We start from the raw sequence: 24,734 nt of genomic DNA, 5'->3' as shown, positions 1-24,734 counted from the left end.
CTTGCCTCAGGCGACGAGGGGGTTGCGCGCGACACCACGTTTCCCCTTTGTGCCCGTCATCGATGGTTGAATGGCGAGATGCTGGAGGATGCTACGACCGATGATCTTTCCAAGTGTCACCGGCACGGCATTGCCGATCATGCGCCCCAAGGCCTTGAACTGGATCGGCGCACCGTCCGGGACGAAGGAGTAATCCTCCGGAAAGCCCTGCAAGATGGCACCTTCACGCAGTGAGATCGCGCGGTCCTGCTCGGGGTGACCAAAGCGACCATTGCCGAAGCCGTAATACTGCGTGGTGAGTGTTGGAGCAGGCTCGTCCCAGACCATGCGGCCGTAAACACCGGGATAGGAGCGCCCCGTATCACGCTGGTGGCACTCCGCAATCAGACTTTTGGGCCAGTCTCGCCATGTTCCACCAGGGCGTGATGCCCGGATCCGATCGAGGTTGAGTTTCGACAGTTTGGAAGCCGCGTGCAGCGGATCACGCGGCAGAGAGTCGCCTGCGGCGATCGCTGGGAGCTTTCCAATCGCTTCACGTACCGTCACTGGGCGATTGTGAGTGGACTCGATGAGTTCGATGGGGCCGAGTCGCGATGCGAGTAGCACCATTCGACGACGACGTTGAGGCAAGCCATAGCCAGAGCAGTCCACGACATCGTGCCAAACTTTGTAGCCGAGCTTTTCCAAAGTGGCTACGAAATCACCATACACCTCGTGTTTCTCTACCGTCGGTACGTTTTCCATGGTGACGATGTCCGGGCGCACACCTTTGACCAATCGTGCGAACTCATACAACAACGCCCAGCGCGGGCTACCCACGGTGTCGTAGCGTTGTGCATAAGTCGAGAACGGCTGACAGGGCGCGCATCCGGCGAGGATGCGGATGTCCGCGTCGCCGAAAAGAGCCCGCAGTTTCACAGGTTTCGATTGAGAGACGTCTTCTTCGATGAATCGTGCGCCGTTGTTGGTTTCGAATGGATGGCGGCACGCAGGATCGACATCGATGCCAGCAACCACAGGAATCCCTTCTGAAGTCAGACCGTGAGTGAGCCCACCCGCACCACAAAACAAATCAATGCAGGCCAAGGTCGTCATTCATGATCTCCCTTGGTCGGCCAGAACGAGCTTGGCACCGTGATCTCCTCTCCATCATCGGCTCGATGCATCGTCGGGTTCTTCCGACGCCTTGCCGGATCGCACCCATTCGTCGACTTCATCGGCCTTGAACTTCCAGAATCTCCCTACTTTGTGGGCCGGCATGTCCTTTTTCCCGATCCATGCATAGACCGTGTCCCTGCTGACACCAAGGTATTCGGCGATTTCCTCGACGGACAACCATCGGTCGGACATGGCGGTTCCCACGGTATAGACACCCATGATCGGTGATTCTGCCATAGCTTCAATGGGAATAAAACCTGTTTTATGCCGAACTGTCTTGATTAGGCTGGTTCGAGTCGGAGGCCGTTGGGTTTGGCGAGAGTAGAAGCGTGGTCTCGGCACTCCGCCTCGCTACCAATCCCGGCAACACTCTCCCTCCGCCATACACCCACCGCCGCAACTCCCGCGCAGCAGCCGCCCAGTCCCGCTCGTTGACCCTCCGCCGCAGCGTCGATGTCTGCAAGCGCCCCGCGCCAAGGTTGAACGTGAAGTCCACGATGGCCGCGAGCCGGTCCTCGGGTTCGGTGGACAGCCCCGGGCAATAACGGAGAGTGGCATCAAGGGCGGTGCGCAGGTCCTGGCGCAGGAATGTCTCGCCCTCTTCTTCGGTGATAGGCGGATGGTCGGGCTTGCAGAGTCGGCCGTAGCCGATGGTCCAGTAGCCGGCGGGGCAGACGTATGGGTGTGCGCGGCGCTGCGGGTCGGATCTGGGCACGCGGTGGAAGCCCTCGAAGCGCTTGGCCAGGTCGATGGCCGCCTGCGGGACCGGAATCATGCGCGCATCCGATCGAAGACGCGGCCGAGGAACCAGAAGTTGAGCACGCCGGCCCACAGCGCTTGGTCGGCGTCGGTCCAGGCGGCCTGCACGGCCGGAATCCAGTCCACGCCCGCACCGACCGCGCCGACAAAGGCTGCGGTCTTGGCTGCGCAGTACAGCGCCATGAACCAGTAGGTGATCACCGGCCGCACGCTGATGGACAGGGCATCGGCCCACTTGGCGCGGGAATGCCGTCCCTGGGCGGTGACGGCCTCGCGCAATGCCTCGACGGCACCGCTGTTCCATGCCGCATCTGCTGCGGCGGTGATTTCGGCCATGCGGGTGGCGCCGCGCAGCTTCTCGAACTCCAGCGCCTTGTCCTGCATGGCGAGTTCGTGGCCACGCTCGCCCTTGCGGTCGAGCCATTTGAGGATCTCAGGTGCGAGACGGAAGGCCCCGCCGAGCAATCCTCCGAGCAGGGTCTCGATCATTGCGAGCCTCCCATGAGCTTGAACTTGATCGCGGCGCCGACCAACAGCGCGGCCAACAGGCCAGTGGTCAGCACCTTCACGAAGGTCTGCCAGGCGGTGCGACGGGCGTCGCGCCAGGCATCAAGGAGGTCGCGCAGCTCGCGGATGTCGCGGGCGGCACTGCCGTTCTCCAGGCCCAGGTGGGCGAGGCAGCGCTCGGCACCGCGTTCGGCGGCGCAGTCGAGCAGTTCCTCGAAGTCCTCGCGGCGCAGCAGGACCATGTTCTCGACGAGGGCGGGTTTGGGGTCTTCGGTCATAGGTGGTCTCCAGAAACGAAAAACCCGCCACGTGGGCGGGTTCGAGATAGTGGGGTGGGGATGCGGTTCAGATGGGCAGGCCGGCGCTCCAGCCGGTGGGCTTGTAGACGGCGAGCACGTCCTCGTCCTCGATGAAGCAGGTCCAGCCGATCTTCGGGACGTAGAAGAACCACGCACCCTCAAGGCGCACTGCAATCTGCCCGGCCTTTCCGGCCCACGTGCCTGTGGGACTGGATGCCACGATGTAGCGCTCGCCGTTCGCTGGAGCGGTCGGCGGGCTTGCCAAGGTGCGCGACTTCACCGACAACTGCAGCACCGCATCGAGCAGTTTCAGGTTGGCATCCATTCCGGTGTTCCATCCCGACTCGCGGGCGCTCCAGCCGTAGTTCATGCCCAGGTTCGGGCCGATCAGTGCTGCCATTTCATTCTCCGTAGGTGGCCCCGTAGAACATGCCGTAGCCACGGCACTCGGGGATGTCGATCTGCTGGGCCTGCCAGCTGGTGTACCCGTCGCGCACCGCCTCGACCTTGACGGTCAGTTTTTCGTTCGGTCGGTTCAGGCCGCTTTCGGCGACTTCGGTGGCCATCGGATAGGTCCAGCTCGTGCCGGTCACTCCCGTTTCTACGTGCTTGAGCGTGCCGGCCTCGCCATAGATCCGCACGGTGTACGTCGTGCCTGGCTCCGGCCCGATATTGGTTTCTCCCTGCGTCACCAGATAGGAGGTCTGCAGTACCCGGCTGCGGTGTGCCCAGCTGACCGTCAGTTCCCCCGTGATGTGACTCACGGTGTAGTCAAGGTTGTTGACCCTGAACCTGCCGGGTGGATAAGGCCTGATCTGCCGCTTGGCAAAGGTGTAGCTGATCGCGGCGGCCGAGGCTTCCGCCAAGCGCCCCATCCCGGTCGCGGGCAGCACCTTGGCTTGCACCGTCTCGCCGCTCAGATACTGGGCCGTGGTGTAAAACTGCCCACCTTCGACGAAGTACAGCCGGGTGCCGGCCGCGTGTTTCGCGGGTACCGTATCCAGCACGCCGCGATCCACCGACACGGTGCCGGCCGCGACATCGATTGCCCTGACCGCAACCAGTTCTCCGCCGAGCTGCGCGTAGGTGTCCAGCGCCACTAAATCCAGATCGACGCTGTAGAGGACATTCAGCACGGTTTCGGTTTGCCCGATGTCGTTCGCTAGCACGCACGACGGGACGAAGTCGCCGACACCGATCTTCTCGAAAGCCGCCGAGCCCTGCCGGGTCAGTACCGTGTAGTTGATGGCTGCATTCGAGGGCCGCACGACGGAGACAGACAGGAATCCGCCGTCCGGATCAATCTCGGCCTGTGCGGCGGCCGACTCGCCGGTGAGCTCGCGCACGAGGGTCCAGTACGGCAGTTCGCTCACCGACACGAAATTCGCCGCGATCGGCGCTTGCCGGGGATCGACCCAGCCGCTCTCGGCGGGTACGAGATAAACGGCATCAGGCAGGCCGAACACATCCTCGACACAGGTGATCCGCACCCGGCCGTCGGCCAGCGTCCCGTAGCTGATCTGCGCGACCCTAAGGATCAATTGCTCGATCCGCAGCTCGGGCCAGGAGAATCTGAACACGTCGCCGATGTTGAGGCTGGCGGCCGTGCGGTTGGCCACCAGCGTGACCTTCGCCAGAGTGGACGAAAGCTGACGCAGATCCCGCATCGCGAGGCGTGCGGCTAAGGCGCCGTTGGCCACGCCCTCGTAGCTGACCTTGGCATCCTTGATTTCGCCCAGGCTGCGCTCGATGCCGGCAATGTCTTGTACCGAGATCGACACGCTCTTGTCGGTTGCCCGGTCGTGGTACGAGAGCGTGACCTGATTGACCAATTCCTCGGGCAAGGTGCGCTCGAAGGACTCCAGCCGGATAACGTTGGTCTGGTTCAGTTCCAGCAGCGTCGCCGGGTCGTAGTCGTCTCGGGTCAGCTTCAGCGTGAACAGCCCCGTGCGCGGGCTCACGTAGATCGAACCGTCGATGTGCTGCAGGATGCGCTCGATGAAGGCCTCGATATCCTGCTGCTGATCCCACAGGATCGAGAGACCGAAGCTCTCGGCGTAGAGCGTGTCGGCGGCGGCACGGAACGACGCATCGTCGATCTCGGCCGGACTGTAGCCCCGGCCCCAAGTGCGGTCGGTCAGGCACTCATAGATGATGTGCGCCGGATTCATGTCACCGTCGATAGCGGCCTTGTCCGAGTACCACTGCGGCGATCCGTCGGAGCGCCGGATGATCCGCGTCACCTCAGCGCTCCACGGTTTGATGTAGGGGTTCATCGCCGACAACTGCGGTTGACGCAGCACCAGCGACACCACGCCCCGAAAGGCCGGTACGTTGGCGCCGAGCCTGGAGACGAGGTAATCGTTCGGACCGTCTGAAGCATTTCCCATCACCAGGTCGACGGCACCGACGATGCCACCCTCGCGGTCGTCGCCGCCAAATAGCTCGGGTTGGTTGATGGTGATCCGTCCGCTGGACGTCAGCGCCCCCGACCACGCCGTGCGCTCGCCGACCACGATACTGTTCAGCGAATCGATCGGGCCATGGCACAACGCCAGATGCATCCCGGCATAGTAGCGGTAGCCGACTGTGACGCTCTTGCTGCCTTTGCCGCCACCGCTCATGCCTTGGCCTCTGTTTCTGCCTGCTCGACGTACTCGGCCAAGCGGATCGCCATCGCGTCTCCGGTGGCACGCAGCCAGTCGGTGCTCACGCCCTGCTGGCGAAAATCATCGAAGGTCACGCCGTCGCGCGGAAACCATCGGCGCAGCCCGGCGTTGCAGTAGCCGAGCGCCTTGGCATCGAGATGGGTCGCAATGCGAGGGGGGCTCCTTCGTTCTGTCATTTCTTGCCCCCTCCCTTGGTCTTGATCGGCGTTGTCCGCACATCGCCGAACCAGACGCAGTTCGGCTGTGTGATCATGCGCGTGCCGAATAGCACCGGGATCGGGCTGTCGGTCGCGGCAATCGGCGCATCGACATCGCCGGGTTGCGGCGTCGTGGTCTTGGGTTTCGGGGCGAGCAGCGACGACAGGACCGTCGTGCTCACCCAGACGATCAGGTATTGCCACATGGGAAAACCTCAAACGATGGCGTCCCCGTTGAAGGGGTTTTTCACCGGGATATAGGGAAAGCCGCCGTAGTTCAGCTGGTTGCCGAACTTGGTGGCGCAAGTCGCGAGGGTGTGGTCGCAGCCCGGATAGGCTTCGAACGCATCGCCGGCCTTCAGTCCCGGAATCGGTGATGACAGGGTCACCGCACCGCCGGAGCTGGCGACGATCATCCGTTGTGCCCCGGCGGCCATGAGACGTCCGCCGACGAACCAGGCAACCGGCTTGGGCAGAAAGACCGAGGCGGTCACCTCCAGCCCTGCCACGCTCTCGACGATGCCAGCCGTCTTGTAGTCGGCCGCGTTGACCTTGCAGCCGCCGTGGTACAGCGGGTGACGGCAGTTGATCTGGTAGTTCGCCCGCCGTCCCGAGCGCTTGAGCGTCGTGAAGATCGGCTCGCAGCGCATCTGCACCGTTACGCCGCCGAACACCACCGACACGACGCGCCCCTTCCACCAGGTGAGGAATTCGGCCTCCGGGTCGGTCAGATGCCAGCGGAAAATGGTGAGCGACAGCACCCCATCGGGCGGCGTCACGATGAAGGACTGCACCACACCGATATCGCGCGCCGCCTCCAGGTTCAGCATCGCGCGACCGAACTCCTGCGTCTGCTCGATCTCCGAGCGGCGGATCGGCGCCGGGGTGTACTGTTCGCCGTTGTAGGTCATCGCGTCCCGCACCGAGGTGTAGCGCCAGACGGTCGTTCCCAGGGCGAAGCGGTACAACTCGACCGGCTGACCAGAATGGACGCTCTCCTCAATGCTCCGATAGGTCATCCGTTGATGCTCCGAATAGGCAGACTTACCCGCGCCACGCGGTCCGTCTCGAAGAAGATCTCCACGGTATCGCTCTCCAGCCGTGCCAGTTCCAGGAAACAGACGATCCGGAAGTCGGACGGCGCACAGGCCACCCCTAGCGCGGCATCTATCCGCATCCGTTCCACCACACCGTCCACGTACTCGAAGGCAGTGATCCTGCGCAGGTACCAGGTGCCATCGTTGTGCAGGAAAGCGACGTCCTGGCGGCCGGGCATCGCCTGGTAATAGGTCGAGAAACCTCGGGTCTGGACCAGGATCTCGGTAGCATCCTGACTAAAAGGATGTGCCGCCTCGATGCCCCGCTCCCAGGTCGGCACCCAGAACGGCATCTGACGGCCGCCGCGGGCTGCGAGCCAGCCCCGCATCGCGGTGAGGTCGGCGCGGTCCGCAAACAGAAACTGGTAGCGCCGAACGATGAAGGCGCGATTGGGAATGTCGATCACCGCCGGCGTGCCGGTTTCATGGTCGAACACGTCGATGAGCCGCTGATAGTCGACGCTGACGTCCTCGACCCGATTCGGATGCCGCAGCAGCGTGTCGTGGCCTCGGTACTGGATGGGCGAATTCGTCGCGGCCACCGTCGAGGCCAGATCCTCCAGTTCGAAGCGCAGCTTCGCCTGGGCAATCGCAGCCGTTGGCCGATTGACTGCCTGCTGGGCGGGAAGCCTGCCCAGCCGCGCCGGCGCGATCCACGAGCCGGCAGGCCAGTGCGCGAGCACCGGGCGTTTGAGCGTGATCGTGTCGGCGGTCAGGGATTGAATCTCCAGGGCTTCGGTGGCGCCGGTAGGTGACCCGACGATGGCGAGGCCCCCGACGTGGTAGTCGAGATCCGCAGTGCTCACGGCCAGAACCGTGTCCCCGGGATAGATGGGGGCTGCAAGTTGAGCCTTGTCGGTCCACACCGGCACCGCATAGACCCGCGACTGCCAGATGTTCATGAGGAGATCCAGCTGCCCGCCGTTGCCGTACTCCAGCACGTCGAACTCGAACGAGCGCCGGGGATCGGCCCGCAGCCGCACTCGCTGCTCGCCGCCGTCGCGTATCGTCAGCACATCGGTGAGCCATTCCAGCCGCTCGGTGAAGCCGCCCTGCCAATCGTGTAGCAGGCCCATGACCAGCACCCGGCCGTAGCTGATCGCCAGATTCCGCGCGCTTCCACTCGAAAAATGCAGCGTCAGCAGCGTGTCGACGAAGCTCGGGCCGTCGAGGGTGGCCATAACTTCGTAGAAGATGTCCTCCAGAGCTCGCATCCGCGTGGGCGGATAAAAGCCCAGGGACAAACCTTCGGTGTCGCCATCGAGTTGGAAGATCGTGATCGGGTCCAGGAAGGCGTTCCAGATCTCGACGGTACGGGTCGTGGGGATGACGAGGTTGCCGAACTCGATCCGGGCCGGCGTCAAATAGATTCGGTGGTAGTAGTCGTCCGAGAACGATCCGCAGGGTGTGCCTTCGCGGGCGATCAGAGCCTCGGGTGACGGCTGATCGCTGGCGATAAGGCCAACCGCGCCGATGATGGCGGGAACAGCCGTGGTCGGCTCGAAATAGCCGGGGCGGCCGCTGTCCCACAGGATATGCATCCCGGCGGCGGCCGCGCCGCCCAGGACGCTCGATGTGAAGGCGCCAATGACGGCAGGCATTCAAACCACCTTGCGGTAAGCCAGACCGTAGTCATAGCTGATCGGCTCCGTCCCGGGCGTGTAGGCCTTGTTCCACAGCGGGAAGATCTTCCACACGTCGGTGCCGAGGATCAGCTCATCGCCTGGGTTGAAATTTGAGATGTTCAAGAAGCGCACATCGGGGAATTCGCCGAGCAGCGTCCAGGTGCCGACGTAGGGCGTGCGATTGACGCCCACATAGCACGGCAACATCGGTGCCAGACCGTTGTAGCTTTGCGGCGAGCAGTGGTAAGCCAGATCGTGCGCCAGGGTGTTGAGGGAGTTCTGGGTCCCGGACCCGATGTAGCCCGCGCGGTTGTTGGTCGCATTGGCGTAGCTTGAGCACCCGTAGGCGTCCAACTGTTCAGTCGTGTACGAGCCGGTCGAGATCAGCCGCCAACCGACCGTCCAACCATCGATGTCGGCCCGGACGTAGGTACCGGGATAGCCGTTCGACGCTAGCGCCGATCGCGACGGCCCTTGGCCGTTCGATCCGAACGGAATCATGTGATTCGTGGCGTTGAAGGCGTATGGCGCGGTCGTAGGTGACTCGATGGGGCAGCCGGCGGTCAGGTACTGGCCACCGGCGAAAGCGCCGTACTTATTGATAAAACCAAAGGAGAGATGGCGGAAGCGCCCCGGGGTCTCCTCGATCACCACGTGCACGAAGTCACCGTTGGAGAACAAGTGGTAGGCATAGAGCGAGGTGGGCAAGGGACCTACCATCACGAACTTGCGGTTGTTGGTCTGCAGGTTGGCGGCCGCGCCGGCAGCGAAGCTGTCGCACACCCAGGCCTCCAGGCAGGCGTAGGTGCCGTTGACGCCGTTCTTGTAGAGCTTCTTGTTGACTGCGAACAACTGGTAGGACACGCCGTTCTTGGTCAGCACGACCCGGTTTGCGACGAGGCTCGTTTCCGATTGGTTCTTGTACGCATCGGAGCCGCTGACCGAGGAAATCATCGACGTCGTGCTAATGTGCGTGGCGCCACCGTTTGATCCATAAGTGCGAAACGTCAGCGTGAAGGTGTCGGTGGCGTTGGCCGTCCAGCCGTTGGCCACCGCGAAATTCTTGATGGCGGTCAGTAGCGTGTTGATGTCTGCCGACGCGCCAGTCACGTAAGCCATAATTGCCTCAAGCCAGTTTTCAGTTGAGTTGGATGGCGGCGAAGCGCGCCGCATTGGTGGAGGTCGCTGCCTGCACGACCAGATGGGACGTTCCGCCTACCGTCATGGTGTCGCCAGCGGCCACCCCGAAACCCGGCACGGCGAACACGCCCTGGAGCTCGCCCCAGACGTTGAAGGCACGTGAGGTCGCGCAGTCGTAGAGGATGGCCGGCAACAACGGGCTTGCGCCGCTCGGCAACTGCGTGAGGTTGCCAAGGTCGTAGCGCCCGGCGCTGTTCTTGCGCGTCTCCAACGACATCGCCCATGGCCAGGTGCGGCCGGTGTAGGTCGTATCGAAGCGGTTCGTGCCGACCCAGCCGCCGCTCGGCTGCAGGAGCGCGGCGCTGTAGCTGCCGTATTCACCATCGTTGCGCCAGAAAGCGCTGCCCGCGATGTCGAGATCCGAACTCTGGTAGTTGTCGCCGCGCGAGGTGTTGGCGCCGATGAAGAGCGGATACGGGTACTGCGAGGGCGTGCCGTAGGGCAGGAAGAAACCGGCGTAGAGTGAGCCCCAGTAGGCCGATGACTTCGCCACCACGATGAAGCGCCGGCCATTGGCGACGACCCAGTAGCTAATCGCGCTGTTGAACACCGGCATCCTCGGCACGATGCCGAGCGAACCCGCCCCCGAGAGCAGACTGCCCGGTTGCCCCTCGGGGGTGCTGATCGACACCGCGCTTTGCCAGGACTGCGAGCCCAGCACGCGGATCGAATACGCGGGTGCAGCCGCGTCGGCGAAGAGACAAAGTTGCACGTAGATCGCGTCGCCCGCCGAGGAGCCGGGGCCGCGCAGTTCGGCCAGATCCCGTTTCGGGTCTAAAGTGAAGGTGTCACGGCGCAGCAGTGTCCATGCTTCGCCGCCGGCGACCAGGGTCGCATCGGCGGTGAGAAACGCGATCAGTTTGTTGAAGAGGTCGGCGGCGCCCGCCGCCGTACCGGAAATCCAGGCCATGTTTAGCGTCCCAGGATGTTGCGAACGGCAGCCGCGTTGCGCTGAATGAGGTTCATCACCGTGCGCTCGCCAGCGCTGCTGTTGAGGTAATCGGCCGCCATCGCCGGATCGATGACGTTCACGATGCGGATGTTTTGGTTCATGGCTGGCTGCGCCGAGGCTTCCGGCACGAGGCCGCCAGCGGCAAAGGCCAAGCGCCCGCCGGAAATACGCGGTCCGGCCGACAGGCCGTTGATGGCCTGCAGAAAGCCGACGCCCAGGCGCTTCACGGCGGCGGCATTGACGACGAACTCGCCGGCCGACAGTCGCGCCGGGATCGAATCCGAGGTCGAGGTGCCGGGGCCGGTGACGTAGCCACCCGTGGCGAAGCCGCTGAAGAACGAGGCAATCAAGCCGCCCAGTCCACTCGCGCCGCCCGTGCTACCGCCGCCCATCAAGCTGCCGAACAAGGCCTCGGCCAGTTTCTGCGAGGCGATGCGATTGATCGTCTGTAGCACGGTTCGACCGAAATCCGCGAATGCGTCCTTCGCCGACTTGGCGCTGCTGCCGATATCCTGGAACAGTTGGGCGAATCCATCTTGGACCGCACCGTCGATGGCAATGGCCACGTCGTCGACGACTAACTTCACCTGCGCGATCTCGTTCTTCCAGGCCTGGAGTCGGGCGACGGCGTCCGGGCCGATGGCTGTGGCAGCGGCCTCCAGCTGCGGCAGCAGCGCGTCGAGCGATTGGCCGGTTTGGCGATGCAGCGCGAGGATCTGCTGGCGGGCCTGCGATTCCGTGAGAAGCCCCGATTTGCGCTGCAGGTTGATCGACTCCTCCGCGGTACGCATCCGAGCGAGCGCATCGTTGAACTGGCGCTCGTAGTCGGCCAGATCGGCTGCTGCCGCTTTGACGTCGATGAGGCGCCCGATGGTGTGCAGGCCCTCGGTGTCGCCCTCGGCGTGCAGCCGCTCGATCAGGCTCCGGTACTGCTGCTCGATGGCCGCGCGGCGATCCTGGCTAGTCGCGGCACCGGTGAAATCGAGCAGTTCATCGCGGACCTTGGCGAGTTCCTCGCGCAGCCCGCGCTCGGCCTGGCCCGCTTTGCGGGCATTGGCGACCTCGACGTCGGCGCGCTTCTTGTTGAGGACGATCAGGTCGGCCTCGATCTTCGCGACTTCTCCTTTCGCCTTGAGGCGTGCGGGCTCGTCCTTGCCCGTCTTTTCCAGGCGCTGCTGCTCCGCGAGCGAGACCTGCACGCGCCGGATCTCCGCATCGATCTCCTGCTGCTCGATCCGGGTCTTCGCCGCGTAGTAGTCCTTGATCGAGATCAGCCGGTCTTCGAGGGAGGCGTCCAGCGCCTGCGCCTGGCGATCCAGCACGTCCTTGAGGAGCTTGAATTCGGCCTCGGCTTGCGCCTGCACGAGGGCGAGCTTCGCTGCTTCGGCTCCCTTGTCGGGTGTCGGCTTGGCCGGCGGCTGCGAACGGCCGAAGACGCCCGGCTGGGTTGGGTCGGGCCGGATGCGCCGGGAGATGGCTTGGGCGGCTTCCCCGACGTAGTCGCGCGTGACGGCGTCGCGCACGGCTCCAGCCAGCTCTTTCCCGAAATCCCGTACCTCGCCGAGCTGGCGGCCGAGTACCGCGCGCAGCGACTGCATTGAGAAGTCGCCGCTGAAGGCCGCTGCCACGTCCTGGCCCAAGGCCTTCGCCAGATCCCCGATGTCGGAGAAAGCGCTACGAAAGCGCTCGATCAGGAAGGCGGCCGTGATGCCGACGACGCTGCCGATGGCGTTGAACGCGCCGATGACGACGTTCACCATCGCGCGGACCGCCGTGCCGATGGCGTTCAGCGCGTCGACCATCGCCGCGCGCACGCGGGCCCAGGACAGGTCGTTGATACCGACCAGCCGCCCCAAGGCGCTGACGACTTCGCCGACCTTCTCGAGGACCAGGTCCCAGGCGGCAGCGACGACCTGTTTTATCGAGGCGGATTTGCCGCCGAACTCGACCACGGCGTCACGCGCCGAATAGAGCGCGCCCGCGAGTACCCCCGCAGCAGTCACGATGACGCCGATGGGTCCACCCAGGAGCGCGAGCACCCCGCGTAACAGACCCGCCGCGCGACCGAGCAGGGACGTGGACGCGACGGCCTGAGCCACGGCACCGGAAGCAGCGGTGGCTTGCAGCCGGGCCTTGGCCGCATCCGCGACCAGCGCGCTGGTGGCAAGCCCTTGTGCACGTGCCTGAGCCAAGGCGGCATCGGCGAGCCGCACCCGAGCGAGCGCCTCGGCTTCCAGCGAGCGCAGATTGGCTAGGCGCGCGGCCGCTTCCGCCCGGGCGGCAGCAACACTGGTCGCGAAGGCGCCTGCCATCCGCCCGAAAGCGGCGACCAGCACGACACCGGCCAAGTCGATCAGCAGCTCGAGATGCAGGGCGATGAACTGGATGGCCTGCGCCAGTCCCGCCGTCAGACCCGAGCTCGCGTCGCGTTCGCCGAAGGCTCGCAGGAAGGTGTTCTTGAGGCGGGTGAGCGCACCCGACACCGTATCGGGGAGGCTCGCGTACTCCTCGGCGAGGCGCGTCCGCTCCTTGAGCAAGGCGTCGAGCACGGCCTTCGAGGTGATCTTGCCTTCCTGCGCCAGGGCCCTCAGTGAGCCGAGCGGTACGCCCATGCCGTCGGCGATGGCCTGCGCCAGGCGCGGCGTCTGCTCGATGACGGAATTGAACTCCTCGCCACGCAGTTGCCCCGAGGCGAAGGCCTGCCCCAACTGCAGCAGGGCACCGGCCGCCGCGTCGCTGGATGCGCCGGAGAGCGACACGGCCTGCCCGATGGCATCGGTAGCCGCCAGCACGTCCGCCTGCGAACGCCCCAAGGCCTGCACCGAGGGTGCGAGCCGCGCATAGAGCGTGACGGTTTCTGCCAGGGGCGCGCGGTTTTTCTGGGCGATCTCGAAGAGGGCCGCGTCGGCGCGATTGAATTCCTCTTGCGAGGTGACCGCGAGCTTGAGGCGCGCCTGCAGGTTCTTGTACTGGTCGGCGACCTCGACCAGTTCGCGCACCCCCAGCCCAAGGCCGATCGCGCCGCCGATGCGGGAGAGCACCTGGCCGACCTGGGCGGCTTCGCCGCGCAGGCGGGCGAGATTTCCCTGTACAGACTGGAAGGCCCGTCGCGTCTCATCGACGGCGGTGATGAGGACCTGGGCACGGTTACCGGCCACGTTCAAACCTTCGACATTGCTTTGCGGATGGCCGCCGTCAGGCGGGGAAGACCGACCCGCACCGAGCGGGCGAGGTCGAACCGTTTTCTCAGGCTCACGCGTCGCACGAGCACGGCGATGGGGATCTCCTGGCCGCGCCGCACGCGCCTGGTGCCGGTGCGCTCCCGCTCGGCACGGCGAAAGCGCGCGAGCGGCCGGGCGTTGTCGGCGATGTTCTCGGCCATCAGGATCTGCCGGCCGTTCTTTTCGATGAAGAAGGCATTGCCGGAGCGCATTAAGGCATCGATCACCCGAGCGAACGCCCTGCGCCCGATACGCCGGTGCTGCGGCAGCAGCGGGATGAGCATCCGCCCCCGGATCGTTCCTCCCCGTTCGTGGATACCCAGCCAGGGCACTTTCGAGCCGATGTAGAGGGCCGGGAATTCCTCGGCCTTGCGGTCGAACACCTTGGCGTGCATCGAACGGAGAAACTTCGGCTTCACGACCCTGAAACCGGCGCGCATTTCGCTCCGCGCCCGCTCGGCCATCTCCTTGCCTGTGTCGCGCATCGCGCGGGCCACGGCGGCGTGGATCGCTTTGCGGGTGTCACCTTGCCAAGTGCTGAAGCGCCGCCGATCCAGTAATCCCTCAGCGACCAGATCGATCTTCATCACGCATGCCCCGTTGGAGTTCGGCCTGGAGCGCACGGATGCCGTCGCGACTGCCCTGGGCAGCAGCAGTCATGACGGCAAGCTGGGTGGCGAGCCGTTCGTGTTCGAGGCGGCAATCGGCGGCGAGAAAGGCGTTCATCTGCCCCAACGTGTAGCCGAGGATATCCGGGTAGCGGTGACCGCCTCGGATCAGGCGGGCGACGGCATCAGCCCAGCCAGACGCCCGTTCAGCCGCTGGGCCAGATCGCCCACCTTCGGTGCGACCCGGTGCACGAAAAAATCCGCGTTCACCTCGAACACGGTCGCCGCCAGGGTGATCGCGTCGTCGAGAGCCAGCGCGTTCACCCAATCGCGTGGCTGTCGGCTGGCAAGCGCCAATGCGGTTAGCAAGGCATCGCCGTGGTCCGAGAGCAAGGCGAGCCAGTCCGGTTCGCCCGCCAGTCGTTGCGCGAAGGGCTGCACGGCCTTGAGCATCGCCGGCAGTTCGCCGAGCACCAGCGGACTGATCGCGAGGCGTTGGCCAGCCAGTTCCACAACTTGAGGTTGCGGCACGAGAACATCCAGATCGGAAGCGCTCATTGGCGTCATCCTCACAGCAGCACGATGCGGCCGAACTGGCCGAGGTCGCCCTGGGCGGGCTTCAGCGTGTCGGCCAGCACCTGGCCGGACAACTCGAACTTCAGCAGCTCGTCGGTGATTACCGACAGCTCGCGCGCCGGGTTGATCGCGACCCGGTAGAGGTCGATCACCACCTCGCGGTTGCTGTTGGCGGTGTTGAGTCCCTCGAAGCGAATCCAGCGCTCGGGCAACGGCTGGGTGAACATCGCGGTGCTCTGCGCCGTGCCGTAGGCGTAATCGACCTCGAAGGGTTCGACATAGGGGCCGCCGGTGGTCGCATCGTTGATCGCCAGCGAGCCATGCTTTGCGTTCAGGCTGTACTGCCCGGCCGGCAGCGTCTTGGGCGTGGCCGAGGAGTCCTTCACCACGACCGAGGAGACGTTCTGCTTGGCCAGCAGGTAGAGACTGCCGACCGTGACCGGGTTGGGCAGCGCCTCGGCGGTCACGGTGCCGCTCACCTGCTCGGTGGTCGTGCCGTAGAGGGCGAGCGAGAGGTTCAACGGGATGAGTTCTTCCAGCGTGCAGGCGAACTCGCCCTTCTTGGTCTTGATCAGCTGTAGATCGGTGAGGCGCTGGCCGCTGGTCGATTCCTGGTGCTCCAAGGTCTCGACCGAGAGGGATACCTTGAGCTCGGGCACGTTGCCGACGTAGTTGAGGCCCAGCGGGTTGCCGGCCGTGTCGCGGGCGCCGATGTAGACGCGCCCCTGTCCGGAGAAATAGGGCATGGTCAGTCTCCTTTACGAGTCTTGGGGGAAGCGTCGGGCGTCGTGTCGGTTGTCCGGGCGACGCCCTGTTCGATCAGCCAGCGGGCCGTGGCCTCGTCGAGGTCGAGCCGTTCGCCGGGCGCGTACAAGCGCCCCGCATGGATGTGGGGTTTGATGAGTTCCAGGGTCATGGGTCTATCCGTGTCGGGTGAGATCGGCGGCCAGCGTCCGGTAGCGGATCTCGTAGCGGGCAGGTGTTGCGGCGGCGCCGGCATCGGCGTCCTCGGCCTCCCACTCGCAGTCGATCTCGCGCAGGCCGAGCGAGAGTCCGCCGAGGTTGGTGTCGGCCATGAGCGCGGCATGGGCCGCGACCACCAGGCGGTCGGCCGTGTCGAAGGCGTCATCGCCGCGCGCGAGCGCCACCAGTCGCACGGTCAGTTGCCGGTCGACGAGGGCGTTGGCATGGGCGGTGATCGTGTCGCCTTCGACGAACAGCAGCAGCGCCGGGCTGGCCTCCCGGGTGACCGGTACGGTCGGGAAACGCAGCACCGGCGCGGGTGCAACGGCCGTCGTGCAACGCGCGACCAGCTCGCGCAGGATGCGTTCGCGGATCGAGTTCATGGCGTCCTACTCGCGTGACAGGGCGGCGCGGCGTTCGCTGCCGTCGCCGATGGCGCGCAGATCGCGCACGCGGTAGCTCGCGCCACCGATGCTCGCGACCTGGCCCACGGTCAGATCGGGCAGCGCCGAGGCGGGGAAGCGCATCGTGTAGTCGGTGGAGAGCGCGAGGCCATCGAGCACCGTCTCGTCCGGGGCGCGGAAGTCCACCATGACGATCTGCCCGCCGACCTCGGCCTCCACCAACAGCCCCGCGTTCGCGGCCGCCGCGTACAGGTCCTCGACGCGCGCCATCAGACGGTCAGCTTCACCAGCACACCCGGGCGGTGGCACATCGGCAGCGGGTTGGACTGCGTGTGCAGGTCCGTGCCCCGGTCGAACTTGCGCGGTTCCTGCTTGGCGTAGAGCGGCTGGCCCAGCGTGTTCACCGTCTCGTTGAAGTCGGCCGGGGCGAAGTAGCTGCCAAAGGTGTCGACCGTGCCCATCGGGAAGGCGTGGGCCTCGCCGGCGGCGATGAAGCGCCGCGCGTTGCCGTCCGCATCGGTGGCCTGGCCGCGATACTCCTCGAAGGTGATGCCGGCGTAGGTGAAGCCGCGCCGCACGTCGTTGATGAGCACCGCGCCCTGCTGCCAGTTCTCGAAGGCCTTCTCGACCTTGGCGTGGCCGGTCAGCGCCGCGAAGAACTCGGGCGAGCACAGGCAATGGACGGCGCTCATGAACTCGCCCTTGAGGTTGTCCTCGATCGCCGCCAAGGTCGCCAGGCATTTCGCCTTCACATTGGTGCCGGCATTGCCGAGGTCGTAGGCGATGGTCTGCGGCGTGATGTCGAACTCGGCGAACAGGTCGTAGAGCGTGGAGCCATCGGCATCCAGGATCACGCCCTTGAGCGCGCCCATGCGCAGGTGCTCCAGCGTGATCGCGTGCTTGTTGCGCATGGTCTCCAGGTGGCGCGCGATGACGCCCGCGACGGCTTCGGTTTCCGTCTCCGAGCCGAAGGCGCGGATGCCCTGGACCTCCTCGGGCAGCACCACGTCGTCGTGCGGGATGTGCGGGATCACGAAGGAGCGCAGCTTGCGCTTGCCGCGCCGGCCCACGGTGCCGGGCGAACCGGGCGGCAGGGTCGGCAGCAAGTTCAAGACGCCGTTCATCTCCTCGACGAGGATCTGGCGGGTGCGCACCGGCTTGGCCGGGAACAGGTTCAGCTCCTCCAGCCGCCCGTAGCGGTTGGGCAGGATGTTGATGGCGGTCGTGAGCGCGGCCATCGAGAACGCGGGATTGTGAAAGGGGTTCTGCATGGTGATGGTTCCTCGTCAGGCGCTGGTGCGGACGAGCACGCCGCGCGTTTCCAGCTGGGTGATGGCGGCGGCCTGTTCGGTGGGGGTGATGCCGGCGGGCCAGATCAGCGCCGAGCGGGCGACGATGGCGTGGCGGGCGATCAGCAAAGCGTCATCGCGGTCGATCAGCGTCGCGTCGGTATCGGCGGCCAGGACGCCTGCGGCGACCTCGGTGCCGTCGGTGGCGGCCGGGTCGAGGGCTTTGAACTTGGCCGTGGCGGTCTCGCGGCCGACCACGGTGCCGAGCACCAGGTTCTGGCCCGCCGCGACGGTGGCGACGTCGCGGGAATAGAGGTTGGGCGCCTCGTACTTGAGCAGGTCGCCCAGGTTGTTGGGTTCTTGAATCGCGGGCATGACTTACTCCCCAGAGAAGTGGTTAGGGTTGGTGAGCTTCTTGACGGCGGCGATGACCGGACTGGCCTCGGGCCGGCTGGTCGTCGAGGCTTCGGGCGTGATGCGCGAGGCGATTTCGGGCTGAGCGGCGCGGGCATCGAGCAAGGTGCGGCGCGCCTGCTGTGCGTTCAGTCCTTGGGCGAGGAACTCGGCGGTGCGCTCGGGCGTGCCGGCCAGCAGGCACAGCTCGGCAATCGCCAAGGCATCCTCGTGTGCCGAGGCGTGCTCCTGCAGCGGGGCGTCCTGACTGGTGACAGGCGCCTCACCGGCTGTCGGCGGCTGGCCGGCATCAGTCTGGATCGGCTCGGGGGCGAGGTTCGGGTCGTGTTCGTGCATCGTGTGCTCCTTGTGCAGTCGACGGGAGGAATAAGGACGGCCACCCCGAAGCGGGGTGGTGGGCCGGTGCGGCAGGGCACCCTTGGCACGCAGCACTTGGGCAAACTCACCGAGCACTGCGTCGAAGCCGGTCACCGCATCCGCGAGGCCGGCGGTAACGGCTTGCTCGCCGAAGAGCAGTCCGGCCTCGGTGGCCCGCACCTGCGCCTCGTCGAGGCCGCGCATCCGCGTGACCTGCGCGACGAAGATCCCGTAGAGGCGGTCCACCTCGTTCTGCAGGGCGGTGGCGGCCTGTGGCGACAGCGGCGCGTGCGGCGTGAAGTCGTTCTTGTGGTGGCCGGCGTAGAGGGCGGTGTAGGCAAGCCCGTCCTTGGCGTCCTTGACCGATTGGTCGACGTGCAGGGCGATCACGCCGATCGAGCCGACACCGGCCGTCTGCGACAGCGTGAGCCGCCCGGCGGCGCAGGCGATGGCGTAGGCCGCCGAGAAGGCCGCGTCGTTGGCGTGGGCCCAGAGGGGCTTCTGCTGACTCGCGGCGCGCACCCGCTCGGCGAGTTCGAACACGCCGCCGGCTTCGCCGCCCGGTGAGTCGATGTCGAGCAGGATGCCGGCCACCTGCGGATCGGCCACGGCGGCGTCGAGCTGCGCGGCGATCTGACCGTAGGAGGTCAGGCCGGAGGCCGCCTCCAGTCCGAGCGTGCGGCGCACCAGGGTGCCGTAAACCGGGATCACGGCAATGCCGGGGATCTCGGGCGCCGCCGACTTGGCCGGAATCGACGGCAGTGCCATATCGACCTCCGGCAAACCGATGCGCGATCCCAGCACGGCCAGAATCACGTCGAGCTTCGCGCGGGCGATGAGTAGCGGCGTCCCGACGATGCGGGACGCCAAATGAAAGAGGGGCATATCAGTCTTCCTCGGGTTCGCGGACCGGCGCGGCGGCCGGCGCGCGGTCATGGCGCGGATCGGAGTCGAACTTCAGGCCCAGCGCGTCGGCGCGAGCGTTGTCGGCGGCGATCTCGCGGTCGATGTCCTCGGCGTCGTAGCCGAAGGCCGAGATCGCTTCGGATCGGGACAGGAGGCCGGCGCGGATGGCGGTGAGCATCGCGTCGAACTCCTTCTTCGGATCGACCCACTGCCAGCCCTGCGGAATCCACTTCGCGGCGAGGAACTCGCGCTGGCGGCGCGCGAAGCCGGGCAGGGACAGCGCGCCTTCCAGCACCGCTTGTTCCATCCATGCGCGCCAGACGGGCCGGCACAGCTGGTGCACTATCACGCCGTGCTGAATCGCCTCGCAGCGGCGGCGGAACTCCAGCAGGCCCGCGCGGATGGAGGAGTAGTTCACCTGCGTGAGATCGCCGGTAAGCATCTCGTAGGTGATGCCCATCGCGGCCGCCACGGCGCGGAACTGCTGGCGCATGAACTCGGCGTAGCTCGATCCCACGTCCGCCGGTTGCGAGAACTTGATGTCCTCGCCGGGCTCCAGGATCTGCAGGGTGCCGGGCTCGAGGCCCGCGAGTGCCGTGCCCTGGACATCCGGCAAGCCTTCGCCCATCAGGTTGTCCTCGGGCGAGAGCCGGGTGATGAAGCCGGCGAACATCGCGGCGGTCTTCTTGCGTACCAGTTCCGCATCGTCGTACTGGTCCAGCTCGTTGAGCTTCACCAGGGCGCGGGCCAGCCAGGGCTCGCCCCGGATTTGCCCCGGGCGCAGCGGCCGGAACAGGTGAATGACCTCGTCCGCCGGCACCCGCACGGTGTCCATGCCGCCCGTGCCCGACATCGGCGCGAGGCTGCCGTCGCCGGGATGCGAGCGGTAGAGGTGGTAGGCCACCCGCCGCCCGAGCCGGTCGAACTCGATGCCGGCGCGCACCACGTGGCCGTTGGCCAGTTCGCGGTTCAGCGTTGCCGGCAGGTGCTCCGGCTCCAGCAGCTGCAGTTGTAGGCCGACCGCGAGGCCGTCCTCGGGGCGGCGCCAGCGCAGGCGCACCAGGCATTCGCCGCCTTCGAGCATGGCCCGGCAGGCCAGTGCCTGCAGGCCATAGAAATCGGTGAGGCCCGCCGCGTCGGCTTCCTCGCACCAGTCCCACCACAGGGCATGAATGACCTCGCGCAGAACGTTGTCCGCCACCATCGACTGGGGCTTGATGCCTGTGCCGATGGCGTTGGCGACGAAGGCCTCGACACCGGCGGCCGCCCAGGCATTGCGGCGCACCAGGTCGCGGCTCTTGGCGCGCAGCTCGTTCTGGGTGAAGGCGAGCGCCGCTACCGCGCCGGGGTTGCCGACTTGCCAGGCAAGCGCACGGCGACCGCCGCCGACGCCATCGTAGGTCGGCGTGGTCCCGAACAGGCGGTGCTTGAGGCGCGAGAACCAGGCCATCAGAAACCCTTAGTTGTCGTGACGCGGATCTGGCGCTTGGACGCCGAGCCGGCGCCGCGTGCCAGTTCGGATTCCACGGCGCGGATGGCGGCACGCAGTTCGTCGATCGAGCGGTACTCGACCGTCTTGTCGCCGAAAGTGACGCGGCGTTCGCCGGTGGCCAGCGCACGCTTGAGCGCGTCCAGCTGTTCGAGGGTGTAGGTCACGAGATCCTCATCACGTCAGCCAGCGGCTCTTGATCACACGCCGGCCGGTATTCCGGGTTCCAGAAACGGCGAGGCCACCGCTATGGGTGGCCTCGTTCGAGTCGATGTCTTGCGGGGGTGACGGCGCGTCGGGCGGCCTCGCCACACCGAGTTGCCGTTCCAGCTCACGCCAATGGCGCTCCTCGAAACGGTCGAGCCCTGCGGCCGCAGCGGCGGCGCGGGCATACACGTAGCAGTCGAGGGCTTCGTTCCTCTCGCGCATCTTCTGCCACTCGCGCACCGGAAAGCCGTTACGGTTGCGGCGGGTGATCAACTGCTCCGCGCAGAGTTGCTGGATAAACTCGGCGTCGATCCTGGGCAGATGGACGAAACCGGCGGGGTAGGCGATGCCCACCCCATCCTCGTCCACCAGCGCCGTCTTGCGCAGGTTGTTGTAGAACTCGAGCTTGGCGATGCCGACCGCGACCGCGAACACCTTGAGCCCCCGGCGCAGCTTGCGACCGCCCTGGGAGACGTCGACGGCGGTGGGGGTGCCGATGAGCGCCGCGCCGCGCGCCACGCCCTTCACCGCCATCACACGGGAGTCGCGGCAAGCGCGCACAAAGCCGTAGGCCTCCTGCGTCGCAAAGCCGGTGTCGAGCGCGAAGCGGGCCAGCGGCATGGCCGCGCCCGAGGCGTGGGTCCAGGTCTCGCCGATCAACGCAGCCAAGCGCTTCCACACCGCGTCGCGCGCCGTGTCACCCATCAGCACCCGGTGCTCGATCAGCCAGCACTCCTTGCCGCGCCCGAAGGCCCAGATCGAGGCCTCGATGCGGTCCTTCTGCACGTCGGCACCGCCAACGAGCAGGAGCCCACCGGCCGGGATGCTTCCGATGGCATAGTCCTCGCGCCGCTCCAGCAGGCGTTGCCAGTCGGGCGCTTCGCCTTCCTCGACCCAAGTCTCGCCGAGCTCGGTGTTCTTGAAGGTTTTGATCGCGGCGCTCGATCCGGTTTCCTTGCTCACGGCGGCTTCCCATGCGGCGGCGATCTCGCGCCAGGCGCGCCAGCCCAGCGGGCTGTAAAGCGAGGACAGGTGAAAACCGGCCGTCTTGCCCGTGCCTTCCGCCGTCGCGCGCCACTCGCCGTGCTCCAGCATCCAGGTCTTGTGGTGCTCGGCGATCGGCGTATCGCACGATTCGCAGACGTAGGCCGCCGATTCGGGCGCGCCCTTGTCCCAACGCAGCTGCTCGAAACGCAGCCACTGCCGGTGCGAGCAATGCGGACAGGGCACGAAGTAGCGACGCTGGTCCGACGCCTCGTACTCACGCTCGACGGCGCTCGCGCCCGCGATGGTCGGCGTCGAGACGATGAAGATCTTGCGCCGCGCGAAGGTGCGGGTGCGCGCCTCGGCGAGCGAGATCGCATCACCTTCGCCTTCGACGTCGAGCGGATAGCCGTCGACCTCGTCGAGAAACAGATACCGCACCGGCATCGAGCGCAGTCCGACCGCGCTGTTGGCGCCCGTCATCACCAGTACGCCGCCTCGGAACTCCTTGGCGAGGATGGTGTTGCCCGAGTCGCGCGAGCGGGCCGGCGCGATCAGTTCCGAGAGCACCGACGACTCCTCGATCAGTGGATCGATGCGCTGCTTGGAGTTGCGCTTGGCCATCTCCACGGTCGGCCAGACCGCCATCATCGGCCCCGGTGCGTGGTGGATGACGTAGCCGATCCAGTTCGAACCCGTCTCGGTCGCGCCCACCTGCGCGCCCTTCATGAACACCACGCGCTCGACCGGTGAGGTCGGCGACAGGCAATCCATGATCGCCTTCAGATACGGCGTGCGCGCGGTGCGCCAGCGCCCCGGTTCGCTCGAGGCCTTGCTCGACAGTACCCGGTGACGGTCGGCCCACTCGGAGACGGTCAGTAACGGGTCGGGCGTCAACCCTTCGCGCCAGGCGCGCTCGATGGCGTCGAAGCCCTCGTAGACGAAGTCGTCCATCACAAATTCGTCGGGAACGAATTTGGACGCGCGCCAGCGCGCCCGGCAGGGTGAAACACAGGGATGTGTTTCATCAATCGACGCGGACCTTCAGTTCACCGAGCTCGGCGAGGTGCTCGCGCACGGCTGCCTCCAGCGCCACGTGCAGCGTGTGAGCATCCACGCCGAGCCGGGCCGCCATCTGCGCCGAGATCCGCGCCGGCCAGTTGAGCCAGGCATCGCGCTCGGTGCGCGCGAGCCGGAACACGTGCGCGATGGCCTGGTTGCGGTCGACCAGTTCGCCCTTGAGGCGGGCCAGGCGCACCTTGTTGGTCTGCGCCTTGACCACCTCGTTGACCGTGCGTGCCTGCACGAACGTGGTGCCGCCCGCAGGGAGTCCGGTGGCCAGGTTCGGTGCTACGTCCTCGGCCACGCGCACCTTGGCGGCCTTCGCGCGTGTGCCGGGCTTCGCCGACTCGGAATTGCGCGCCCATTCGGCGTCGGCCTTGTCCGGGTCAATGGTGCCGTCGGTTTCCGGCGTGATGCGCCCGGCGCGGATGGCCTTGTGCACCGCCGTGTCGGTCACGCCCCGGTGTCGCGCGTAGGCGCGGATCGAGATTCCCATCGGCCCCTTCAATCAAATCATCGTCATTCCTTCGGACAAAACGGCAGGACAGCCGCTTTGCACGGCGAAGCCGCCCGTAGGGCGAGCCACATGGATGTCGCGAGTGAATCAGCTTGGCTTCCATCGGGAACAGCGCGTTCATGTCATCACCATCAACGGCGTCGCAAGGTGACGAACATGAGCAAGCCAGCCGACAAAGGCCTCGAAAACCTGCTCCAGGCAATTGCCCTGGACCACTCCTTCATCGACACCTTGGAAACCCGCAACAGCGACCACCTCGACTTCCACGAAGTCAGCGTCTGGGCCGTCAAGAGCGCCCTTATGGCCGCCTACGAGGCGGGCCGACAGGCCGCGACGCAGGACTGAGGAAGAAGCGGAAAACGCTTGGCTTCGATCCCGAACAGCGCGTTCATCACGACACCCCATCAACCAAGGAGCACGCCATGAGCACCCTGCAGCTCAGTCCCACCCAGCACGCCATCCTGGCCTACGCCGTCGAGCACGCCGGCGGCAAGATTGAGTGGTTCCCCGACAATGTCAAAGGTGGCGCCCGCAAGAAGGTCCTCGACGGGCTCTTCAACCGGGCTCTGATTACGACCGACGGCACCGATTGGTTCGTCGCCGCCGAGGGCTACGACGCGCTGGGCCACCCGCGTCCCGCGCCGCCCACGTTGGAGACCGACGCCGGCCTTGAGGCGGATGTCGCCGCCGCCGAGGCGTCCTGGGCCAAGCCGCGCCGGCGCGAGAACAGCAAGCAGGCCGAAGTGATCCGGATGCTGCAGCGCCCTGAGGGCGCGACCATCCGCCAGATCTGCGAGGCCACCGGCTGGCAGCAGCACACGGTGCGCGGCACCTTCGCCGGGGCCTTCAAGAAGAAGCTGGGCCTGAACCTGGTTTCCGAGAAGTCCGCGGGCGGCGAACGGGTCTACCGGATCGCCTGATGGTCGGGACGGGGGAGCCAAGCGGAGAAAGCTTGGCTTCCCGGTCGATCAGCGCGTTCATACGGATGCCGCAACGATCTACCAAGGAGCCCGACATGAATGCCGCACACGAGATCCTCACCCACAGCAACTACGACGCCGACGATTACGCCTACCTCGTCGCCAAGGGATGGAGTGACGAGGAGATCCTGGCCCGCTGGACGGCAGAAGCCGCGCATGGCCAAGGACCTTGCCGTTGGGAAAGCGAGGGCGCCCGCGCCAAGCTCGCCGCCGTCACCAGTCGCCCGCAGAAGATGTTTGCCGGCCGCGATTGAGCTTGGCTTCTCCATCGAACAGCGCGTTCATACGGATGTC

At 66.1% G+C, this 24,734-nt stretch carries 31 protein-coding genes; 3 read left to right on the top strand and 28 right to left on the bottom strand.

Annotated features, from left to right (window positions below; translation table 11 throughout):
* Positions 1 to 6: 6 nt before the first annotated feature.
* The 28 genes from M3M27_RS12665 to M3M27_RS12530 form a co-directional block, all read right to left on the bottom strand.
* Positions 7 to 1,095, bottom strand: a complete 1,089-nt coding sequence (locus tag M3M27_RS12665; RefSeq protein WP_434025851.1) for a DNA cytosine methyltransferase — start codon at positions 1,093 to 1,095, stop codon at positions 7 to 9.
* A gap of 54 nt (positions 1,096 to 1,149) precedes the next feature.
* Positions 1,150 to 1,377, bottom strand: a complete 228-nt coding sequence (gene mads1 / locus M3M27_RS12660; RefSeq protein ID WP_434025850.1) for a methylation-associated defense system helix-turn-helix domain-containing protein MAD1 — start codon at positions 1,375 to 1,377, stop codon at positions 1,150 to 1,152.
* Between the two features lie 43 nt (positions 1,378 to 1,420).
* Entirely contained in the window at positions 1,421 to 1,933 is a 513-nt protein-coding gene (locus M3M27_RS12655) for a lysozyme (RefSeq protein ID WP_434025849.1), read from the bottom strand.
* Positions 1,930 to 2,406 carry a hypothetical protein gene (locus M3M27_RS12650; protein ID WP_434025848.1) on the bottom strand — a complete coding sequence of 159 codons (477 nt, stop codon included), beginning with the start codon at positions 2,404 to 2,406 and terminating at the stop codon, positions 1,930 to 1,932. Before M3M27_RS12650 ends, M3M27_RS12655 begins: the two co-directional genes overlap by 4 nt.
* On the bottom strand, positions 2,403 to 2,702 hold the full coding sequence (locus M3M27_RS12645; RefSeq protein ID WP_434025846.1) for a DUF6127 family protein: 300 nt from the start codon (positions 2,700 to 2,702) through the stop codon (positions 2,403 to 2,405). Before M3M27_RS12645 ends, M3M27_RS12650 begins: the two co-directional genes overlap by 4 nt.
* Before the next feature lie 67 nt (positions 2,703 to 2,769).
* On the bottom strand, positions 2,770 to 3,123 hold the full coding sequence (locus tag M3M27_RS12640; protein ID WP_434025845.1) for a DUF2793 domain-containing protein: 354 nt from the start codon (positions 3,121 to 3,123) through the stop codon (positions 2,770 to 2,772).
* 1 nt (position 3,124) lies between these two features.
* Positions 3,125 to 5,347: a phage tail protein gene (locus tag M3M27_RS12635; protein ID WP_434025844.1), complete on the bottom strand. Its 2,223-nt coding sequence runs from the start codon at positions 5,345 to 5,347 to the stop codon at positions 3,125 to 3,127.
* Positions 5,344 to 5,568, bottom strand: coding sequence for a hypothetical protein (locus M3M27_RS12630; RefSeq protein WP_434025843.1), 225 nt, complete (start codon positions 5,566 to 5,568; stop codon positions 5,344 to 5,346). Before M3M27_RS12630 ends, M3M27_RS12635 begins: the two co-directional genes overlap by 4 nt.
* Positions 5,565 to 5,795 carry a hypothetical protein gene (locus tag M3M27_RS12625; protein WP_434025842.1) on the bottom strand — a complete coding sequence of 77 codons (231 nt, stop codon included), beginning with the start codon at positions 5,793 to 5,795 and terminating at the stop codon, positions 5,565 to 5,567. Before M3M27_RS12625 ends, M3M27_RS12630 begins: the two co-directional genes overlap by 4 nt.
* A 9-nt stretch (positions 5,796 to 5,804) precedes the next feature.
* On the bottom strand, positions 5,805 to 6,608 hold the full coding sequence (locus M3M27_RS12620) for a phage BR0599 family protein (RefSeq protein WP_434025841.1): 804 nt from the start codon (positions 6,606 to 6,608) through the stop codon (positions 5,805 to 5,807).
* Positions 6,605 to 8,287 (bottom strand): hypothetical protein, encoded by a 1,683-nt coding sequence (locus tag M3M27_RS12615; RefSeq protein ID WP_434025840.1) that lies wholly within the window; start codon positions 8,285 to 8,287, stop codon positions 6,605 to 6,607. Before M3M27_RS12615 ends, M3M27_RS12620 begins: the two co-directional genes overlap by 4 nt.
* Positions 8,288 to 9,430: a hypothetical protein gene (locus M3M27_RS12610; RefSeq protein WP_434025839.1), complete on the bottom strand. Its 1,143-nt coding sequence runs from the start codon at positions 9,428 to 9,430 to the stop codon at positions 8,288 to 8,290. It lies immediately after the preceding gene.
* 19 nt (positions 9,431 to 9,449) lie between these two features.
* Positions 9,450 to 10,421 (bottom strand): hypothetical protein, encoded by a 972-nt coding sequence (locus M3M27_RS12605; RefSeq protein WP_434025838.1) that lies wholly within the window; start codon positions 10,419 to 10,421, stop codon positions 9,450 to 9,452.
* A gap of 2 nt (positions 10,422 to 10,423) precedes the next feature.
* Positions 10,424 to 13,621 carry a tape measure protein gene (locus M3M27_RS12600; protein ID WP_434025837.1) on the bottom strand — a complete coding sequence of 1,066 codons (3,198 nt, stop codon included), beginning with the start codon at positions 13,619 to 13,621 and terminating at the stop codon, positions 10,424 to 10,426.
* Positions 13,622 to 13,623: 2 nt separating this feature from the next.
* Positions 13,624 to 14,271 carry a DUF6441 family protein gene (locus M3M27_RS12595; RefSeq protein WP_029577200.1) on the bottom strand — a complete coding sequence of 216 codons (648 nt, stop codon included), beginning with the start codon at positions 14,269 to 14,271 and terminating at the stop codon, positions 13,624 to 13,626.
* Positions 14,249 to 14,410 carry a hypothetical protein gene (locus tag M3M27_RS12590; protein ID WP_281914779.1) on the bottom strand — a complete coding sequence of 54 codons (162 nt, stop codon included), beginning with the start codon at positions 14,408 to 14,410 and terminating at the stop codon, positions 14,249 to 14,251. The genes M3M27_RS12595 and M3M27_RS12590 overlap by 23 nt, the downstream gene beginning before the upstream one ends.
* Before the next feature lie 50 nt (positions 14,411 to 14,460).
* Complete coding sequence (locus M3M27_RS12585) at positions 14,461 to 14,850, bottom strand: DUF6631 family protein (protein WP_434025836.1); 390 nt, start codon at positions 14,848 to 14,850, stop codon at positions 14,461 to 14,463.
* An 11-nt stretch (positions 14,851 to 14,861) separates the two neighbouring features.
* A complete protein-coding gene (locus M3M27_RS12580) occupies positions 14,862 to 15,614 on the bottom strand; it encodes a hypothetical protein (protein ID WP_434025835.1) in 753 nt (250 codons plus the stop codon).
* 2 nt (positions 15,615 to 15,616) lie between these two features.
* Entirely contained in the window at positions 15,617 to 15,784 is a 168-nt protein-coding gene (locus tag M3M27_RS12575; RefSeq protein ID WP_434025833.1) for a DUF7210 family protein, read from the bottom strand.
* A gap of 4 nt (positions 15,785 to 15,788) precedes the next feature.
* Complete coding sequence (locus M3M27_RS12570) at positions 15,789 to 16,214, bottom strand: hypothetical protein (RefSeq protein WP_434025832.1); 426 nt, start codon at positions 16,212 to 16,214, stop codon at positions 15,789 to 15,791.
* Positions 16,215 to 16,220: 6 nt separating this feature from the next.
* Positions 16,221 to 16,505 carry a head-tail joining protein gene (locus M3M27_RS12565; protein ID WP_434025831.1) on the bottom strand — a complete coding sequence of 95 codons (285 nt, stop codon included), beginning with the start codon at positions 16,503 to 16,505 and terminating at the stop codon, positions 16,221 to 16,223.
* Positions 16,505 to 17,506, bottom strand: a complete 1,002-nt coding sequence (locus M3M27_RS12560) for a major capsid protein (RefSeq protein WP_434025830.1) — start codon at positions 17,504 to 17,506, stop codon at positions 16,505 to 16,507. Before M3M27_RS12560 ends, M3M27_RS12565 begins: the two co-directional genes overlap by 1 nt.
* Before the next feature lie 15 nt (positions 17,507 to 17,521).
* Positions 17,522 to 17,899 carry a head decoration protein gene (locus M3M27_RS12555; protein ID WP_434025829.1) on the bottom strand — a complete coding sequence of 126 codons (378 nt, stop codon included), beginning with the start codon at positions 17,897 to 17,899 and terminating at the stop codon, positions 17,522 to 17,524.
* Positions 17,900 to 17,902: 3 nt separating this feature from the next.
* Positions 17,903 to 19,180, bottom strand: a complete 1,278-nt coding sequence (locus M3M27_RS12550; RefSeq protein WP_434025828.1) for a S49 family peptidase — start codon at positions 19,178 to 19,180, stop codon at positions 17,903 to 17,905.
* Position 19,181: 1 nt separating this feature from the next.
* Positions 19,182 to 20,651, bottom strand: a complete 1,470-nt coding sequence (locus tag M3M27_RS12545) for a phage portal protein (RefSeq protein WP_054482433.1) — start codon at positions 20,649 to 20,651, stop codon at positions 19,182 to 19,184.
* A complete protein-coding gene (locus tag M3M27_RS12540) occupies positions 20,651 to 20,857 on the bottom strand; it encodes a phage head-tail joining protein (RefSeq protein WP_029577202.1) in 207 nt (68 codons plus the stop codon). Before M3M27_RS12540 ends, M3M27_RS12545 begins: the two co-directional genes overlap by 1 nt.
* 10 nt (positions 20,858 to 20,867) lie before the next feature.
* Positions 20,868 to 22,835, bottom strand: a complete 1,968-nt coding sequence (locus tag M3M27_RS12535; RefSeq protein WP_434025827.1) for a phage terminase large subunit family protein — start codon at positions 22,833 to 22,835, stop codon at positions 20,868 to 20,870.
* 73 nt (positions 22,836 to 22,908) lie between these two features.
* Positions 22,909 to 23,439: a hypothetical protein gene (locus M3M27_RS12530; RefSeq protein ID WP_029577204.1), complete on the bottom strand. Its 531-nt coding sequence runs from the start codon at positions 23,437 to 23,439 to the stop codon at positions 22,909 to 22,911.
* Positions 23,440 to 23,616: 177 nt separating this feature from the next.
* On the opposite strand from M3M27_RS12530, the gene M3M27_RS12525 reads away from it, so the two are divergent.
* The 3 genes from M3M27_RS12525 to M3M27_RS12515 all read left to right on the top strand — a co-directional run bounded on the left by M3M27_RS12525 (position 23,617) and on the right by M3M27_RS12515 (position 24,694).
* Positions 23,617 to 23,805 carry a DUF6900 domain-containing protein gene (locus M3M27_RS12525; RefSeq protein ID WP_029577205.1) on the top strand — a complete coding sequence of 63 codons (189 nt, stop codon included), beginning with the start codon at positions 23,617 to 23,619 and terminating at the stop codon, positions 23,803 to 23,805.
* Positions 23,806 to 23,882: 77 nt separating this feature from the next.
* Positions 23,883 to 24,380, top strand: a complete 498-nt coding sequence (locus tag M3M27_RS12520) for a DUF3489 domain-containing protein (RefSeq protein WP_029577206.1) — start codon at positions 23,883 to 23,885, stop codon at positions 24,378 to 24,380.
* Positions 24,381 to 24,475: 95 nt separating this feature from the next.
* Positions 24,476 to 24,694, top strand: coding sequence for a hypothetical protein (locus M3M27_RS12515; RefSeq protein WP_029577207.1), 219 nt, complete (start codon positions 24,476 to 24,478; stop codon positions 24,692 to 24,694).
* The last annotated feature ends 40 nt before the right edge of the window (positions 24,695 to 24,734 follow it).

This window comes from Xanthomonas boreopolis (genome assembly GCF_046529185.1).
Classification (GTDB): Bacteria; Pseudomonadota; Gammaproteobacteria; order Xanthomonadales; family Xanthomonadaceae; genus Pseudomonas_S; species Pseudomonas_S boreopolis.
The sequence above is the reverse complement of the archived record's forward strand: the minus strand, read 5'-3'. Positions and strand labels throughout refer to the sequence as shown.